The organism is Streptomyces sp. NPDC057682, from assembly GCF_042799575.1.
Taxonomy (GTDB): domain Bacteria; phylum Actinomycetota; class Actinomycetes; order Streptomycetales; family Streptomycetaceae; genus Streptomyces.
The window spans coordinates 97,807-114,950 of the sequence record NZ_JBHVIN010000010.1 but is presented as its reverse complement, the minus strand read 5'-3'; the positions used below and the strand labels follow the sequence as shown (position 1 = coordinate 114,950).

Here is a 17,144-nt window from a genome sequence, read left to right as displayed (position 1 = left end):
GATGTCCGTTATCGATACGACTCCGGCCCGGCGTTCCGACTGGACGCTCTACGAGCGCCTGGAGGAACTCCGCCTGATCAGGAACGAGGCCCGGCACGGCCCGGACCCCGCCGCCACCGAACGCCAGCACGCGAAGGGCAAGCTGACGGCGTACGAGCGGATCGCGCTGCTGCTGGACGAGGGTTCGTTCCACGAGGTCGAGCAGCTGCGGCGCCACCGGGCGACGGGTTTCGGCCTGGAGGCGAAGAAGCCGTACACGGACGGTGTGGTCACCGGCTGGGGCACGGTCGACGGGCGGACGGTGTTCGTCTACGCGCACGACTTCCGGATCTTCGGCGGGGCGCTCGGTGAGGCCCATGCGACGAAGATCCACAAGATCATGGACATGGCCATCTCCGCCGGTGCACCGCTGGTGTCGCTCAACGACGGTGCCGGGGCCCGTATCCAGGAGGGCGTCTCCGCCCTCGCCGGGTACGGCGGGATCTTCCAGCGCAACACCAAGGCCTCGGGCGTCATCCCGCAGATCAGTGTGATGCTCGGCCCCTGCGCCGGCGGCGCCGCCTACAGCCCCGCCCTGACCGACTTCGTGTTCATGGTCCGTGAGACCTCGCAGATGTTTATTACCGGCCCCGACGTCGTCAAGGCCGTCACCGGTGAGGAGATCACGCAGAACGGGCTCGGCGGCGCCGACGTCCACGCCGAGACCTCCGGCGTCGCGCACTTCGCGTACGACGACGAGGAGACCTGCATCGCCGAAGTCCGCTACCTCCTCTCCCTCCTCCCCCAGAACAACCGGGAGCTGCCCCCGGCCGTCCCGGCCGACGATCCGCACGACCGTCGGAGCGAGGCCCTGCTCGACCTCGTCCCGGACGATCCCGGCCGGGTCTACGACATGCGTGCGGTCATCGAGGAGATCGTCGACAACGGGGAGTTCTTCGAGGTCCACGCCGGCTGGGCGGGCAACAGCCTCTGTGTCCTGGCCCGGCTGGGCGGTGAGGTCGTCGGCATCGTGGCCAACCAGCCGCAGTCCCTGGCCGGGGTGCTGGACATCGAGGCCTCCGAGAAGGCCGCCCGCTTCGTGCAGTTCTGCGACGCCTTCAACATCCCGATCGTCACGCTGATCGACGTACCCGGCTTCCTCCCGGGCATCGACCAGGAGCACAACGGAATCATCCGGCACGGCGCGAAGCTGCTCTACGCGTACTGCAACGCCACCGTTCCTCGCGTTTCGGTCGTGATCCGCAAGGCATACGGTGGGGCCTACATCGTGATGGACTCAAGATCCATCGGAGCCGACCTGGCCCTCGCCTGGCCGGGCAACGAGATCGCGGTGATGGGTGCGGAGGGTGCGGCCAATGTCATCTTCCGCCGCGAGATCGCCGCCGCCGACGACCCCGAAGCGGTGCGGCAGCAGAAGATCCAGGAGTACCGCACCCAGCTCATGCACCCTTATTACGCCGCCGAGCGCGGTCTCGTCGACGATGTCATCGACCCCCGCGACACCCGCTCCATCCTCATCGGATCCCTGGCGATGCTGCGCGAGAAGCACGCCGAACTTCCCTCCCGCAAACACGGCAACCCCCCTCTGTGACGGAGAATCATGTCGGACATCCGGGTCATCCGCGGTTACGCTACTTCCGAGGAACTCGCTGCTCTTGTCGTGGTGTTGATGGCTCGGTCCGCCGCGTCCCAGCCCCTTCGCCCGTCCCGCCGCCGCTCACCCAACTGGCACCGTCTGGAACGCGCGCTTCGCCACAGCGGCGCCCGCGGCTGGGGCCGTGAGCACGGCACGGGACGCACCCCCGCGGCGAGCTCCCCGGGCCGGATGGGATCACCGGGCCGGTCCTGACGTCAGCCGCGGTCCGACCTTCGGACCCGGACGGAGAGGCCCCGGCCGGCTCCGCCCGGACAGGTACTAGAGGAGATGTATGTCCGCCACACCCCTGCGCCTCGCCGTGATCAACAGCAGTGTGCGGGAAGGCCGGTTCGGCCCGACCGTCGCCAACTGGTTCGTCTCGCAGACCGGTCAGCGCGCGGACGTGGAGGTCGACCTGATCGACCTCACCGAGCACGCGCTGCCGCACGCGATGTCGCACGCCCCGAGTGACGCGGTGGCCGAGGAGCTGGCCCGGGTGTCGCCGCGCCTGGCGTCCGCCGAGGCCTTCGTCGTGGTGACGCCGGAGTACAACCACAGCTACCCGGCCTCGCTCAAGAACCTCATCGACTGGCACTCCACCCAGTGGCAGGCCAAGCCGGTCGGCTTCGTCTCCTACGGCGGTCTGGCCGGCGGTCTGCGGTCGGTGGAGCACCTGCGCCCGGTCTTCGCCGAGCTGCACGCGGTGACCGTGCGCGACTGCGTCAGCTTCCACAACGTGTGGGGGCAGTTCGACGAGTCGGGGGCGCTCACCGACCCGACCGCCGCGGCCACCGCCGCCAAGGCCCTGCTGGACCAGCTGGTGTGGTGGGGCGTCTCGCTGCGCGAGGCCCGCGCGCAGCGCCCGTACGGCGCGTAACGCGTCCCTCGTCCGCGGGTCGCCGGCCGGACCGGCGGCCCGCGGACGGAAACCCGCTCCGGCCCTACTCCTCGCCCTGCGCGAGACGCGTGAGCACCTTGTGGAAGTGCTCGCGCTCGGCGGGGGAGAAGGCCGCGAACATGGTCTCGTTGGCCTTCTCGACGGCCCGGTCCATCTCCTCGAACAGCGTGCGGCCGTCCTCGGTGCTGCTGACCAGGTTGCGGCGGCGGTTGGCGGGGTCCGTCCGCCGGGTGACGGCTCCCCGGCCCTCCAGATCGCCCAGTATCGCGACCAGGTTCCCCGCGTCCAGGCCCAGCGCGCGCCCCAGATCGGCCTGGGTGCACTCGCCCAGTTCGGCCAGGCCCGCCATCACGCGGTAGTGCTGCATCCGCAGCCCGGTGGTGTCGAGGTGGTCGCAGAGGAGCCGCTGGGCGCGCAGCGCGGCCCCCGAGAGCAGCCAGACATCCAGTTCGGCAAGGCGTCCGTACAGGGTCATGCCCGGAAGTCTACGCGACAGTGTTGTGCCGACCAACGGTTCATGCTTATTGTTATGTCGAACAACATTGGTCGGCACAACATATGTGACCGGCCCGCCCCCGCACGTCGGACCTGCCCGAGACCCGGCGTCCTGCCGTCACAGAAGTGGGAACCCGTCATGGCTCAAGAGCACCTCACCGCGTCCGGTACGCCGGACGCCGCCTCCCCGGACCCCCGGCGCTGGCAGGCCCTGGTCTACATCGCCCTCGCCCAGCTGATGGTCTCCGTGGACAGCACCATCGTGAACATCGCCTTACCCTCCGCGCAGCACGCGCTCGGCATCTCCGACAGCAACCGGCAGTGGGTCGTCACCGCCTACATGCTCGCCTTCGGCGGACTGCTGCTGCTGGGCGGCCGGATCAGCGACACCATCGGCCGCAAGCGCGCCTTCCTCATCGGGGTCATCGGCTTCGGAGCGGCCTCCGCCCTCGGCGGCCTGGCGGCCGACGCCGGCATGCTGCTGACCGCGCGGGCCCTCCAGGGCGCGTTCGGCGCCCTGCTGGCACCGGCGGGCCTGTCCCTGCTCGCGGTCACCTTCGCCGAACCCAAGGAACGGGCCAAGGCCTTCGGGGTGTTCAGCGCGATCGCCGGCAGCGGCTCCGCCGTGGGCCTGATCCTCGGCGGCGTCCTGACCGAGTACCTCAACTGGCGCTGGTCCCTCTTCGTCAACATCGCCTTCGCCGCCGTCGTGGTGGCCGGAGCCGTCGCCGTCGTCCGCGACGAGGGCACCCGCCCCGCCCGCGAGAAGCTCGACATCGCCGGAACCCTGCTGTCCGTCGCCGGAATCGTGGCCCTGGTCTACGGCTTCACGCTCGCCGACAGCGAGGGCTGGACCGCCACCCCCACCCTCTCCCTGTTCGCGGCGTGCGTCGTCCTGCTGACCCTGTTCGTCCTGGTCGAGAAGCGGAGCAGCGCACCGCTGCTGCCCCTGCGGATCGTGACCGAACGCAACCGGGCCGGGGTCTTCGCCTCCCAGGCGCTCGCCGTCATCACCATGTTCGGCCTGCTGCTCTTCCTGACGTACTACTTCCAGGAGATCCGCGGCTACAGCCCCCTCGTCTCCGGGGTCGCGTTCCTGCCGATGGTGGCGGGCATGCTGATCGGCGCGGGCCAGATCGCCAGCCGGCTGATGCCGAGGACCGCGCCGCGCTGGATCATGGGCCCCGGCTTCCTCGTCGCCGCGCTCGGCATGCTCCTGCTGACCCAGCTGGACGTGAACTCCTCGTACCTCCTGCTCGTCCTGCCCGGCCAGCTGCTGTTCGGCATCGGTCTCGGACTCGCCTTCACCCCGGCGATGAGCCTGGCCACCCACGGGGTCGCCGAGCACGAGACGGGCGTCGCCTCCGCGATGATCAACGCCTCGCAGCAGCTGGGCGGCTCCATCGGCACGGCCCTGCTGAACACCATCGCGGCCTCCACCACGGCCGCCTGGCTGGTCTCGCACAGCGGCGGCGCCGACGCCGTGAACCGGGCCGCGGTGCACGGCTACGCCACCGCCGTGTGGTGGACCGTCGGCATCCTGCTGCTGGCCGGGGTGCTGATCATGCTCACCAACAACCTGCCCCGGCCGAACCAGGACGAGCAGCCCGCCAAGGACCAGGACCTCACCGCCGTCCCCGTGTAGGCCGTACCGGCCCCGCCCCGCTCCCAGACCCTCTCCCTCCCGCGGTCCCCCGGCCGCGGACCGGTGACCCCCGGCGCCCCGACGGCGCCGGGGGTCACCGTCGTTTCCGGCCCGACGCAGCACAGGAGACCCCGTGGACCACGACCGAGAGGCGGCCCGTTCCTCGGCGGCCGCGACCACCGCCCCCGCCCCGGTGCGCGCGGTCACCCTGGACGCCGGAGACATCACCCTGTCCGGCCTGCTCGCCGAACCCGCGGGCGCACCACGCGCCCTGCTGGTGGCCCTGCACGGCGGCGGCATGCGGGCCGGCTACTTCGACGGCCGCGCCGACCCGGACACCTCGCTGCTCGCCCTCGCCGCCTCCCGCGGATACGCGGCGCTCGCCCTGGACCGTCCCGGCTACGGCGCCTCCGCCGCCCGGCTGCCGTCCGGCACGGACCTGTCCGCCCAGGCGGACCTGCTGCACACGGCCCTCGACGCCCATCTGCCGGACCGGCCCTGCGGCGCGGGCGTCCTCCTCGTCGGGCACTCCCTGGGCGGCGGCATCGCCCTGCTCACCGCCGCGCGATGGACGGACGGGAACCTGCTCGGCGTGGACGTCTCCGGCATCGGCGGCCAATGGGCCCCGGGCGCCCGGCAACTGGCCGGCTCCGGCGCCCGGCTCTCCCACCATATGCACTGGGGACCCCTGGCCCTCTACCCGCCGGGCACCTTCCGCGCCGCCGACCCCCTCATCACCCCCGTCCCCGCCGACGAGGCCCGCGCGATACCGGACTGGCCCCGGGCATACGAGCAGCTGGCACCCCGGGTCCGCGTCCCGGTGCGCTTCACCTTCGCCGAGCACGAACGGTGGTGGCGCTGCGACACGGCCGCCGTACGCGCCCTGCTGGACCGGCTGGAATCCGCGCCCGCCCGCAGTGAACGACTTCCGGACGCGGGCCACAACATCAGCCTCGGCCGCACGGCCCGCGACTACCATGTGCGCGTCCTCGCCTTCCTGGAGGAGTGCCTGACGCTCAGGCAGGCCGCCGCGGGGCGTCCCGCACGCCCCTGACCGGGCGGGACCGACACGCCGTCGACGTACCGGAATTCCCTGTTCCGAGATCCACTGGAAAACCGCTCCACAGCGCCTTGAGAAAGACCCCGCATTCGGCGGAACCGCACTCGTCCCGCGCTTTCGAATCAGCCATGTCATTCATGCGCACGATACGCTCGCGCCGCTCCGGAGTACTTCTGGAGACGGCCGCGAACGAAGTCCTCCCATGAGTCCCACATGACGGAATACGAGACCGGGGGTGCGATTCCTCGTGCGACAGGATCAAGCCGACGTCAAACTGCTGCGCTGGCCGGCGGAATCGGCCAAAAGGCGCCAATGCATGGAGGAAGGCATCCTGCGCCTCCTCATCGTGGAGGGCGGCGGACCCGCGCCGATCTGCTCCGACGCCCGTGAGGACTGGGCACGGGCGCCCATCAGCAACGCCGATCTGCGGGCCCGCGTCACCGCGCTGCGCGCCAAGTCGTACCCGTACACCGTGCCGACCGTGGACCCGAGCGGCGCGCTCAAGTACCGCGACCGCGTGGTACCCGTCTCACCAGTGGAAACGGCGCTCCTGGACAGCCTGACCGGCTCCTTCCAGGCGCTCGTGTGCCGGGAGGAGCTGCTGGACAGGCTCGGCGAACGCCAGGCTTGCATCAGCCGCAACGCCCTGGACCTGCACATCATGCGCATCCGCCGGCGCATCGAACCGCTGGGCCTGGTCCTGCAGACCGCCTGGGGCCGCGGCTACATCCTCGCGCCGGCCGCCTGAATCCGGGGAGCGGCCGGCCGTTCCGCCGGACGCGACGCCGCTCCACCGGGATCGAAAGAGTGCGGACAGGAAAGGCTGACACTCCCTCGGAGTCCGATGTCAAATGTTGCGGCACCATGAAGAACTGCTGCTCGCGGCATTCCGCCATCCACTCTGATGGGAATCCTTCATGACCATTCAGCGCCCGGCCTCCATCGACCACCGCGGGGAACCCTGGCTGCGGATCGGAACCCGCGAGTTCCGCTCCCGGCTCATCGTAGGAATCGAGCAGTACGACTCCGTATCCGTGGTGCGGGACGTCCTCACCGTCACCGACGCGGACATCTTCATCACCACCGTGGACCCGGACAACCGCCGCAGCAGCCTCCTGCTGTCCGACCTCGACGCGGTCCTGGACCTCGACCGCTTCACCTGGATCGGCACCACCTCGTTCGCCCGCTCCAAGGAAGGCGCCCTGCGCACCGCCGACGTGCTGCGCGACTCCTGGGGCATCGACATCCTGAAGCTGGACGTGCGCGGCGAGGACAACATGCCGGACAACCGCCAGACCATCGAGGCGGCCCACGAACTCCGCGAGAAGGACTGGGCGCTGCTGCCGTTCATCCTCCCCGACCTCGACACCGCCATGGCCCTCCAGGACGCGGGCTGTTCGGCGCTGCGGGTCATGGCGGCGCCGGTCGCCTCCGGGCGCGGCATCGTCGACCCGCAGCCGATCCAGGAGATCATCGACGCCCTCAGCATCCCCGTGATCGTCGAGGGCGGGCTCGGCACCGCCCACCACGTCGCCCAGGCCATGGGCATGGGCGCCGCGGCCACCCTCGTCAACACCGCGCTCGTCCAGGCCAAGGACCCCATGAAGATGGCCCTGGCCATGCGGCACGCCACCATGGCCGGCCGCTGCTCCTACGAGTCGGGGCCGATGCCCGAGACCCTCGCGGCCTGAGACCGGCCCGGCGGCACCGGCCCGGAGCACACCCCGCAGGAGAGGATGTCGTACCCCTGAACCGCCACGAGGGTTTCAGCCCCACCCGCGTATCACCGGTGGGCGGTGACGCCGCCCCGGACCGGCCGCCGCACACGGCCGGACCGGACGGCCCGTGGCGGGGGGTGCCGGCGTTCGTCGCCGGCACCACCGCCCTGGCCGGCCTCGGCCTCGCCGCCGGCGGAACGGCCGGCGTCCTGCTCGCCACGGAACTGGCGGGCACGGCCTCGGTCGCCGGACTGCCCGTCGCCCTGCACCTGACCGGCTCCGCGGCCGGCGCACTCCTGGTCTCGCACCAGGCCGCCCGCGGCCACCGCGGCCGCGGTCTGGCCCTCGGCATGGTCCTGGGAGCCCTCGGCGCCCTGGTGGTCGTCCTCGCCGCCCGCGAGGGCAGCCTCACCTGGATGCTGGCCGGCAGCGTCCTGCTGGGCACCGCCAACTCCTCGCTCTTCCTCCTCCGTTACACCGCCGCCCAGGCCGTCCCCGAAGGAAGCCGGGGCCGGGCCCTGGGCATGGTGTTCCTCGCCACCGCGCTCGGAGCGGTGATCAGCCCCCTGCTCCTCGGCCCCAGCGGCACCGTCGCCCGGGGCCTGGGACTGCCGACGCTGTGCGGCCTGTACCTGGTCGCCTTCGCCGCGTTCGGCGGCTCCGCGCTCCTGCTGGCAGCGGCCTGCTCACCGCGTACGCCGGTGCTGGGACGGGCCGCCGGAGTGCTCGTCTCCCACGTGCGCCCCGCGCGCGGCGGCATCCGGCTCGGCACCGCCCTGCGCGAACCGGCGGCGGTCGTGGCCCTGAGCGCCCTGGCCGGGGCCAACTTCATCATGGTCGGCATCATGACGATCACCCCGGTGCACCTCAGCGGGCACGGCGCGGGCACCGGCACCGTCGGCTCCCTCGTGGCGCTCCACGTCATCGGGATGTTCGCCCCGGCCCCCCTCGTCGGCCGGCTGGCCGACCGGCACGGCGCGGTGCCGGTCGTCCTCACCGGCGCCGTGATCTCCCTGGTCGCCTGTGTCCTGGGCGGCTTCAGCACCGGCCCCACCGCGATGACGACCACCCACCTCGTCCTGGCGGGCCTCGGCTGGAACTTCGGCGTGGTCGGCGCCAGCACCCTGCTGACCCAGGCCGTCCCCGGCCGGCTCCGCCCCCACGTCGAGGGAATCGGCGAGGCCACGATGGGCACCGCGGCCGTGGTCGTCGCCCCACTCGTGGCCGCCCTCCCCGGATTCTGGGGATACCAGCTCCTGGGACTCTGCGCCGTGGCCCTGACGGCACTCGCCCTCGCCCGGCTCCGACGCCCCGCCACCGGCTCGCTCCCCACCACCCCAAGGATGCCGACATGAAGCTTCTGACCTGCAGCAACAGCTGTCCCCAGTGGACGGACGGGCGGCTCAACCCGCGTTCGGCCGGAGGCCTCGTCCCCATGCTGAACGCCCTGCTCGACGCCCACGGCGGCGACTGGATCTTCACCGCGCCCCCGGGCGGCGATCTGCCCGTGTCGGTGGTCCTCGACGGCGGCGTCACCCTGCACCCCATGGCCCTGGACGAGGACCTGCGCCGCCACCACTACGACACCATCTCCATCCAGCTGCTGCTGGGGCTCCTCCACTACATGCACGACACCTCGGTCGAGCCCGTCTTCGACAGCGCCCTCGACGAGGCGTGGTCGGGCTATGCGACGGTCAACCGGATGTACGCGGAACGGCTCACCGCCCTGTCCGACGACACCGCGGACGAGATGATCCTCATCAACGACCCGCACCTCATGCTCGTCCCGGAGTTCTTCACCGCGGCCCGGACGGACCGGCGCAGCCGGCTCGCCTACTTCCTCGGCACCCCGTGGTGCGAACCCGACTACTTCACCGTCCTGCCCCAGCCTGTCCGCACCCGGATCCTGGAGTCGCTGCTCGCCTGCGACACCGTCGGCTTCCACGCCCGGCGCTGGACGGACGCGTTCGCCGCCTGCTGCGCCCGGTTCCTGCCCGGTGCCGTCGTCGAGGGCGACACCGTCGTCCACCGCGGCCACCGCACCCGGCTGGTGTCCTCACCGTTCCCGCTCGACCACCACGTCCTGGACACCATGGTCGACGAACCCGCCACGGCCGCGTGGACGGAGCGGCTGGCCGCGATGGCGGACGGGCGGCGCGTCATGGTGCGGGCCGACCGGATCGACCTGTGGAAGAACATGCCGCGCGGGTTCGCCGCCTTCGAGGCCGCCCTGGAACGCTCCCCGGAACTCGCCGACACCACCTGGTTCCTCGCCGTGGGCACCACCCCCAGCCGCGCCTCCGCCCGCCACCTCGCCTATCAGCGGGCGACCGAGGAGGCGATCCGCCGCGTCAACGACCGCTTCGGCACCCCCGACCGCCCCGTCGCCACCCTCCTCAAGCCCGGCAAGGGCCGCGACTCGCGCAACTGCGTCATCGCCGCACTCCTCATGAGCCGGGCCGCGATGGTCAACTCGACCTACGACGGCCTCAACCTCTTCGCCAAGGAGGCCGCCTGGCTCCTCGACGACTCGGCCTCCCTGCTCCTGTCCGCCAATGCCGGCGTCCACGACCAGCTGGCCCCGTTCGCCCGCACCCTGGACCCCTTCGACCTCGACCAGACCGCCCGCGCCATCGAGGCCGCCCTCCGCCCGGACGCCGAGGGCACCGCCCCGTCCGAGAAGCGCCGCGCCCTGCTGCGCGCGGAGACGGCCGAGGACTGGCTGGCAGCGGTCTTCCCGAACTGACCGCCCGTCCTGTCCTGTCCTGTCCTGTCCTGTCCCGTCCTTTCCTTTCCCGTCCGGGAGTGACGGCGGGCCCGCCGTGGTACGCGGTCCCGCCGTCACGGGCCCCTGGTGAAGGCCTCGCGCGCTTACACCAGGGGCCCGAGGTCGCCTCCCAGGACGGTCTGGATGATCTGGGGCCGGTCCCAGAGAGCCAGGATCTCGTTGGCGACGGCCACGACGGGCAGGGGGTCGTGGTCCCCGTACGCCGTGATGGCCGCGGCCGACAGACTCCGGGGGACGGCACCGGCATCCAGCAGGACGCGCCAGTCCTCCGGGCCGAGTTCCAGGAACTCCAGGCCGGTGAGCCCGCCGATCTCCCGCGGGTCGGCGAGCGTTCCGGCGTACGCGGCAAGGGTGCGCAGACGCGGAAGCCCGATGACCGGGGCGAGACTGAACGGTGCGCCGTCCCACACCCCGACCGAGAGGACTTCCAGGCCGGGATGAGCGGCTTCCCGGACGCTCCTGATGCTCACGTGATTGACGTGGGCCACGAGCGGCGGCTCCTCGCCGCGGTCCCGGCGCGGGTGCGCCTCCCGGTCCAGCACCCAGTCGGTGAGCGAGTCGGCCAGCAACTCGGCGCCCACGCTCTCCTCGTGACCGATCAGGACGATCTGCCCGGTGTGCCCGCACGGGCCGGGCGTCAGGTCGACCGCGAGCCGGTCCCCTCCGCCGTTCTCGCCGAACACGATCCATCCCGGTGAGCCGACGACGCCCTGTACGGAGTCGTCGGGCCGGGTGTCGACCGCCTCCTTGGCCGCGAACTGCCAGGACCAGTGACGGGTCGAGGCCTCGGCCGCGTACAGGTCGTCCACGGAGGAGAGTTCGCAGCGCACCGCGTCGAAGACACCGACCGCCGTGTCGTAGTCGTCGCCCCAGTCCTCCCAGCGCCCCCGGGTCACCCGGTAGAGCACCTTGAGTTCTTCGGGCAGGCGGACGCCCAGGCGCGCTTCGGCGGCGGCGATCTCCTCCTCCGTGGCGCCGACGGCGTCGGGGATCCGTTCCCGCAGCGTCCGTTCCAGCAGCTCCGGATCCGCCGTGGGGGCCGGCTTCGCTCCGGGCGTCGGATCGGGGAGGCGGCGCCAGGGCTCGGGAAGAGAGCCCTCGACCAGGACGAGCGCACCGGGATGAGGGGTCCCGATCCCGGGTTCCACCGCCGGGCTGGGGCCGAGCAGACGGAGCACGGCCGCCCCGTCCGGTTCGATCGTCGCCGAGAACGAGACGTCGTCGACGCCCGCCGCCGCCATCGCGGTCTGCACCCGCCGCACCGCGTCCATCTCCTCCTGCATGTCCTCGATCTGGGAGGCCCGACCGGGCGGTGGCATGCGGTGCGGAAGGGCCAGACTCCAACTGCCCCGCCCGATTCGACCCGCCACGCGCACAGGCCCGACACCCGCCTTGCCCGCCTTGGCGGCCCGCAAGAGCCGTAGTACGGGCTGCCAGGTCGAGAAGTCACGTATCGATTGCCCAGGGGGACTCTGCATCGCCATGCGCAGACCGTACGCGGGGCGACTGACACCCGGTGTCGGTGCCCTGCGGCGTGATGACCGGCGTCAACACCGGGACAGTGATAGACGTCTGGCAACGGCGGCTTCTGGAGGAGAGCACGGTGAGCGCTACCTACACGTTCGATGTCTTTTCCACCCTCGACGGCTACGGCGCCCACGCCGGGAACTGGGGCGGCTACTGGGGCAAGCAGGGTCCCGAGCTCCTCGACCGACGCCTCGCCCTGTACGACCAGGAGCAGCGGATGGTCTTCGGGGCCCACACGTACCGCGCACACGCGCAGATGCTGGCCCTGGGCATCGAGGAGTCCGAACTGAGTGACTCCTGGGTCACCCGCATGAGAAACCTGCCGGCAACGGTGGTGTCCACCACGCTGGAAGAACCCCTCGACTGGCCGGACGCGACCGTCGTGAGCGGCGACCCCGTCGACATCGTCGCCCGCCTCAAGGAGGAATCCGAGGTGCCGTTGCGCTCGCACGGCAGCCTGTCCCTGAACCGGGCGCTGCTGGCCGCCGGTATGGTCGACCGCGTCCAGGTGACGCTCTTCCCCGTGATCAACGGCCGGACCGGGGTGAACCCCGTCTTCCAGGGCGCGGCCGACTTCGATCTTGAGCTCATCGAGAGCCGGACGCTCGACGACCACATCCAAGAGCTGATCTACCGGCCCACCCTGCATGCCTGAGGCCGCCACCCACCGCTGTCACCACCCGTGTGGCGACAACAGCCCGATCCTCGGAGCTGACCACGACTCCGGCTTAGCGCTCGCCTGAGGAATCCGAGGCACTCGGGGCGGTCTGCCGTCACGGTTGACGCCTCTCGTACGGAGAGGTTGGCGCGGCCGGATGCAGCGGTGCCGACGGCTGCGGAGCGCTGGACCAACGGACGGGGTCGCCGCCGGGGCCGTCGGTGAGCCAGGAACCGTCGCCTAGAGGCACCAGCTCGTACGGGTTGCTCGCCTCAGCGGTGAACTCGCCGCTGAGGGTGCCCGTGCGTACGTCGACTAGGTGGTGCCGGAACCACTCTTCGTCGTCCTGACTCTCACCGCCCAGGGTCACGATGGCGGTGTCCTCGGTCAGGTAGCCGCCACTCCATTCCACGAAGGACTCCTCCGGGTCGTAACCGAAGGCTTCGACGGCGAGGGTGAAGAGCACGTCCCCGTTGGGGTGGTCGTGGAAGGCGACGTCCGCCTGCCCATGGTCCACGGTCATGAACTGGTGCCCGGACGGAGCCAGGTCGATCAGGCAGCGGTCCGACCACGGATACGTGTCGAATTCCGGCTCGCTGTCCGCCCCACCCGTGCTCCGGAGTATGACGGACCCGTCCTGGCCCTCACCGATGTCGAGGTAGACGCCGCCGTCCACGGGATGCACATGGTGGACGGCGCCGTGCCCGACTGTCTCCAGCTCCCGGCGGGCGACAACCGCACCGCTGTCGGCATCGTGCACGACCCACTGGTCCCCCCTTCCGCGTCCCGCCATTGCGTCCGGCCGGTAGACCCACACCGTCCGGCCGTCCAGAGACAGCGCACAGCCAGGCCGGTGGCCACGGCGTACGTCAGAACGCGGTTCGAAGTCCGAGGCCCACATGAGGTCACCGGCGCGAGTAAGGCAGACGACTTCGTTCAGCGTCGTGTAGACGACCCGCTCCAAATCCGGCCGGACCACCGACGCTACGGCCTCCTCGTCGTCCCGCGGCTGAAAAATCGCTGCGGGCTCCAGCGTCCCGTAGACGCCGGCGCGCACGACGTAGGCGTGGATCCGCCCGTCACGAACACGCGTGATGACCTTCGGCGGCGGCTCAGGAATCATCCGCTGAGGCTAACGCCCAGCTCAGGAACCTCAAGAGCCGGGGCGGTGGGCGCCCGAGTCGGGTAGTCGGGCCGAGCACGGCAGTTGGCCCCACTGGACAACTCCGATGCCCAACCACAGACCAGTTGCTCAGAACAAGGAATCCCAGAAAACCTCTTCCGGGTCAGGTTCTTCCGGGTGGAGCATGCAACGTCTGCAGCGCAGGAGTCCTGGTTCGCCGGTGCCCGAGGCGGCCCTCATCCACGGCAGGGCCTCCATGGCGTGTGCCCGCTCGTTGTCGGCGAGGGTGTCGACGGCCCGGCGGAGCTCCTCCGGTGCGGATTGGTCGGTGAGGCAGAGCCAGCCGACCGCCGCCGACAGACGGACTTCGGGGGCCTCCGCCCGGTCGAGCCACCGTTCGCGCAGCCAGGTGACAGTCGGCGGGTGCGGGTGGGCCCGGGTGATCTCGGCGGCGGCCAGGAGCAGTGCGGCGCGGACCATGGCGTCGCCTTCGGTGGCGAATCCGCTGGCCAAGACAGTCCGGATGGTGTGGGCAGGGTCGGCGGCGGTCGCCAGGACGTAGGCGGCGTCGACGCGGACGGTGGGGTCGGAGTCTCCAAGGAGGGGCAGGAGCACGGTGGTGGCGGTGGTGATCGCGGCTCGGGCGGCGGCCACCGACCAGCCGGCCGGGTAGCCGGTCACCTCGTAGCCGTAATCGTCGTGGGTATCGGGGGCATGGCGCCGGGGATCGTTGCGGTGGAGGAGGAATTCCTCGCGAGAGGCGACGCCGTGGTGCCTGGCACGGGCGGGGCCGGAGAGGACAGCGAGGGCGGCGGCGCGGTGTGGGTGGTGGGCGTTGATGGCGAGGGGAATGAGGAACGGCACGGCGAGGGCAACGGCAGCCCGGCTGTCGTCGGCGCACAGGCTCCACAGCACACCCGTCGCGTCCACGACCGGTTCGCCGCCGGCACGCAGGAGGGAAACCGCCTTTCGGACGTCGTGCCCATGGGGGAAGTTGCCCCACGGGACGGCATCAAGGTCCAAGCCCTGTCGGGGCTCGGGCAGGATGCTGGCCACGGCCGCCCGCACGTCGAACGGACCCCCCGAGAACGAGGCCAAGTCCGCCCCGTCCGTCACTTTCCGACACATCTCGAACGTCGGATCGGTCCGCCAGTCCTTCACGTCACACCCCAACCGTCGAATCCCCGGAACTTGATCATGGCTGGCCCGGCAGCCCACCAGAAGCCTCTCGGCGGTGATCCAGCGGCTCGTACGGGGCCACGTACTGCGCTCGTCCGCCAAGTAAAGATCAGCCGCAACTGACACCTGGTATCACGGAGTGCGGGCATGCCATCCACCCGACAGGGTTAAATTTACGGGCTAAAAACAAGGTTAACGTCTGCTAATCTCCGCGCTGGAGGTACAGACGCATGGCATCCGAGGAAGAACTGTTCGCGAACATCGACGCACTGCTGCAGGAGGAACCCCAGCTCCCGCCGCCCTCGGAACGTGCGCGCCTGCGCGAGGCCGCCGGGATCACGCAGGCCCGGCTCGCGGCCGCGTTGAAGACGACGACGCAGTCGGTGAAGAACTACGAGAACGGCCGCTCCGAGCCGAAGTCCCCGCGCCTGGAGGCGTATCAGCGGCTGCTGAACGGCTGGGCGGCGAAGTACCCCGCGCACGGCGGGACGCCCGCCGCCCCGCCGGCCCCGAGGCCGCACACGTCCTCGCAGACCACCGCACCCCAGCCCCGGCCCGAGGCCCAAGCCCAGCTTCCGGCCCCCGCCCCGCCCCAGGCCGAGCCGACCGCCGAGCCGACGGCCCAGCCGGCCGCCGCCGCCACGGCCCCCGCACCGGTCACGTCCTCCGGAGCCGCCGCCCCCGAGCCCGTGGCCGCCGCGCCCGGCCGTACGTCTCCGGCGCCCCGCCCGGTCGTACGGAAGGCCACCCGGCCGCCGCTGGATCCGCGCTTCCCGCACGGGCCGCTGGCTGTGCTGGACGGGGACGGTGCGGCGTACGGGGTGGACGGCATCGTGCTCGACTGCCCGGCTGAGTCCGTGGTGGAGCTGGTGGAGTGGACGCTGCGCGAAGCGGGGCTCGGCGCGCCGAGACTGCACCGCCACGGCAAGGACGCCGACCCGCTGATCGTCCTCACCGCCTCGGCCGCCGCCCGTCTGGGACTGCCCGAACGACTGGAGGACCGGCGGGGCCTGCGGCTGGGGGAGGACCATCCGGTCGTCAGGCAGATCCTCAAGTCGAAGTGGAAGCTCACCCAGCGCGGCTTCGGCCCCTGGGCGCGGATCTACCGCACGGCCCAGGGCGCCCAGCGGCAGTGCGTGCAGCTCGCGGTGCTGCCCTGGGACGCGCTGGACGAACGCTCGTGGCCCGGCGTCAGCGCCATGGACCCCGCCGACATCGCCCGCGTCCTCGGCCTGTACGCCCAGCGGGTCACCACCCCGCGCGGCTCCACCGCCGTCTCGGGCCTTGAGCTGATGACCGAGCTGCGTCCGCCCACGCGCGCCGTGCGCGACGAGACGAGCGGCAACTGGGTCTCCGGCCACAACCCCGGCTCCCTGGGCACCGAACCGATGGACCCGGCCCCGCCGGAGGGCCAGCCCGAACACCCGGCGGTCTTCCATGCGAACTGGCAGGGCGGCTTCCTCCGCGAGGAGGCGTACCAGTGGGTGCGGCCCGTGGAACTGCTCAGCGACGAGGAGTGCCAACTGCCGTTCGCCGTCGGCCTCGACCTGAACACCGCGTTCCTCGCCGCCGCCGCACGGCTCCCCGTGGGCCTGTCCGCCCCGGACCACTTCCACGCACCGGCGTTCTCCCCGAAGATCCCCGGCTCCTGGCTGGTCGACCTCTCCCACGTGGAGATCGACCCCCGCCTGCCCTCACCGTTCACCCCCACCGGCGAACGCCCGACCGGCCCGGCCTGGTACCAGACGCAGACCGTGGCGTACGCGCAGGAGCTCGGCTACAACGTCACCCCGCTGGAGGGGTATCTGCGCCGCGAGACGGGCGCCTACCTCGACCCGTGGCACGACCGCCTCAAGAACGCGTACGTCGACACGCTCGCCGACCTCGGCGTCACCAAGGACCTGGACGACGCCCGGTTCCTCGCGGCGATGGAACGGCACAAGGACATCGACCCGGTCCTCACCGCCGTACTGGCCGCGATCAAGGGCACGATCAAGGGCGGCATCGGCAAGCTGTTCCAGAACCCGCAGGGAAGGAACTACCGGCCCGGCGAGCCCTGGCCCGCCATGCAGCGCCCGACCTGGCGCCCGGACATCCGCGCCGCCGTCATCTCCAAGGCCCGGATCAACATGCACCGCAAGCTCTACAAGATGGCCGACATGACCGGCCTCTACCCCCTCGCCGTGCTGTCCGACTGCGTCGTCTACCCCTCGCCGGGCGAGAGCCCCGTGGACTTCCTCCCGTACGCGGCCTCCGGCAAACCGCAGCCGGGCGGCTTCCGCCTCGGCCCGAATCCGGGACTGGCCAAACTGGAGGGCGTCCGCACCATGCTGTGGGCGGTCGACATGATGGAACAGGGCCACAACCCGGCCAGCCTCATCAAGGGCGGCAACGCCGTCATCGACGACGGCGAATAG

At 71.3% G+C, this 17,144-nt stretch carries 15 protein-coding genes; 11 read left to right on the top strand and 4 right to left on the bottom strand.

The window, feature by feature from the left end:
* Position 1: 1 nt before the first annotated feature.
* The 3 genes from ACFVDM_RS20030 to ACFVDM_RS20020 all read left to right on the top strand — a co-directional run bounded on the left by ACFVDM_RS20030 (position 2) and on the right by ACFVDM_RS20020 (position 2,513).
* On the top strand, positions 2-1,591 hold the full coding sequence (locus ACFVDM_RS20030; protein ID WP_383641323.1) for an acyl-CoA carboxylase subunit beta: 1,590 nt from the start codon (positions 2-4) through the stop codon (positions 1,589-1,591).
* Positions 1,592-1,600: 9 nt separating this feature from the next.
* Positions 1,601-1,849 (top strand): acyl-CoA carboxylase subunit epsilon, encoded by a 249-nt coding sequence (locus tag ACFVDM_RS20025; protein WP_383641320.1) that lies wholly within the window; start codon positions 1,601-1,603, stop codon positions 1,847-1,849.
* Positions 1,850-1,928: 79 nt separating this feature from the next.
* The gene (locus ACFVDM_RS20020) at positions 1,929-2,513 is read left to right on the top strand and encodes an NADPH-dependent FMN reductase (protein WP_383641317.1); all 585 of its coding nucleotides are present in this window, start codon (positions 1,929-1,931) and stop codon (positions 2,511-2,513) included.
* 64 nt (positions 2,514-2,577) lie between these two features.
* Here ACFVDM_RS20020 and ACFVDM_RS20015 read toward each other — a convergent pair whose 3' ends face one another.
* Complete coding sequence (locus tag ACFVDM_RS20015) at positions 2,578-3,009, bottom strand: MarR family winged helix-turn-helix transcriptional regulator (RefSeq protein WP_383641314.1); 432 nt, start codon at positions 3,007-3,009, stop codon at positions 2,578-2,580.
* 159 nt (positions 3,010-3,168) lie between these two features.
* Here ACFVDM_RS20015 and ACFVDM_RS20010 point away from each other — a divergent pair, with 159 nt between their 5' ends.
* The 6 genes from ACFVDM_RS20010 to ACFVDM_RS19985 all read left to right on the top strand — a co-directional run bounded on the left by ACFVDM_RS20010 (position 3,169) and on the right by ACFVDM_RS19985 (position 10,198).
* Positions 3,169-4,674: an MFS transporter gene (locus tag ACFVDM_RS20010; RefSeq protein ID WP_383641311.1), complete on the top strand. Its 1,506-nt coding sequence runs from the start codon at positions 3,169-3,171 to the stop codon at positions 4,672-4,674.
* Between the two features lie 133 nt (positions 4,675-4,807).
* A complete protein-coding gene (locus tag ACFVDM_RS20005; protein WP_383641308.1) occupies positions 4,808-5,728 on the top strand; it encodes an alpha/beta hydrolase in 921 nt (306 codons plus the stop codon).
* A 322-nt stretch (positions 5,729-6,050) separates the two neighbouring features.
* Positions 6,051-6,482 (top strand): winged helix-turn-helix domain-containing protein, encoded by a 432-nt coding sequence (locus tag ACFVDM_RS20000; RefSeq protein WP_383641305.1) that lies wholly within the window; start codon positions 6,051-6,053, stop codon positions 6,480-6,482.
* Between the two features lie 169 nt (positions 6,483-6,651).
* A complete protein-coding gene (locus tag ACFVDM_RS19995) occupies positions 6,652-7,425 on the top strand; it encodes a thiamine biosynthesis protein ThiG (protein ID WP_383641302.1) in 774 nt (257 codons plus the stop codon).
* A gap of 98 nt (positions 7,426-7,523) precedes the next feature.
* Complete coding sequence (locus tag ACFVDM_RS19990) at positions 7,524-8,807, top strand: MFS transporter (protein WP_383641299.1); 1,284 nt, start codon at positions 7,524-7,526, stop codon at positions 8,805-8,807.
* On the top strand, positions 8,804-10,198 hold the full coding sequence (locus ACFVDM_RS19985) for a trehalose-6-phosphate synthase (protein WP_383641296.1): 1,395 nt from the start codon (positions 8,804-8,806) through the stop codon (positions 10,196-10,198). Before ACFVDM_RS19990 ends, ACFVDM_RS19985 begins: the two co-directional genes overlap by 4 nt.
* 125 nt (positions 10,199-10,323) lie before the next feature.
* Here ACFVDM_RS19985 and ACFVDM_RS19980 read toward each other — a convergent pair whose 3' ends face one another.
* Entirely contained in the window at positions 10,324-11,724 is a 1,401-nt protein-coding gene (locus ACFVDM_RS19980) for an SMI1/KNR4 family protein (RefSeq protein WP_383641293.1), read from the bottom strand.
* Between the two features lie 119 nt (positions 11,725-11,843).
* On the opposite strand from ACFVDM_RS19980, the gene ACFVDM_RS19975 reads away from it, so the two are divergent.
* Positions 11,844-12,422, top strand: coding sequence for a dihydrofolate reductase family protein (locus ACFVDM_RS19975; RefSeq protein ID WP_383641290.1), 579 nt, complete (start codon positions 11,844-11,846; stop codon positions 12,420-12,422).
* Positions 12,423-12,540: 118 nt separating this feature from the next.
* Here ACFVDM_RS19975 and ACFVDM_RS19970 read toward each other — a convergent pair whose 3' ends face one another.
* Positions 12,541-13,548, bottom strand: coding sequence for a hypothetical protein (locus ACFVDM_RS19970; RefSeq protein WP_383641287.1), 1,008 nt, complete (start codon positions 13,546-13,548; stop codon positions 12,541-12,543).
* A 129-nt stretch (positions 13,549-13,677) separates the two neighbouring features.
* On the bottom strand, positions 13,678-14,478 hold the full coding sequence (locus ACFVDM_RS19965; protein ID WP_383641284.1) for a hypothetical protein: 801 nt from the start codon (positions 14,476-14,478) through the stop codon (positions 13,678-13,680).
* A gap of 479 nt (positions 14,479-14,957) precedes the next feature.
* Between ACFVDM_RS19965 and tap the strand changes: the two genes are divergently transcribed.
* Positions 14,958-17,144 carry a telomere-associated protein Tap gene (tap, locus tag ACFVDM_RS19960; RefSeq protein ID WP_383641281.1) on the top strand — a complete coding sequence of 729 codons (2,187 nt, stop codon included), beginning with the start codon at positions 14,958-14,960 and terminating at the stop codon, positions 17,142-17,144.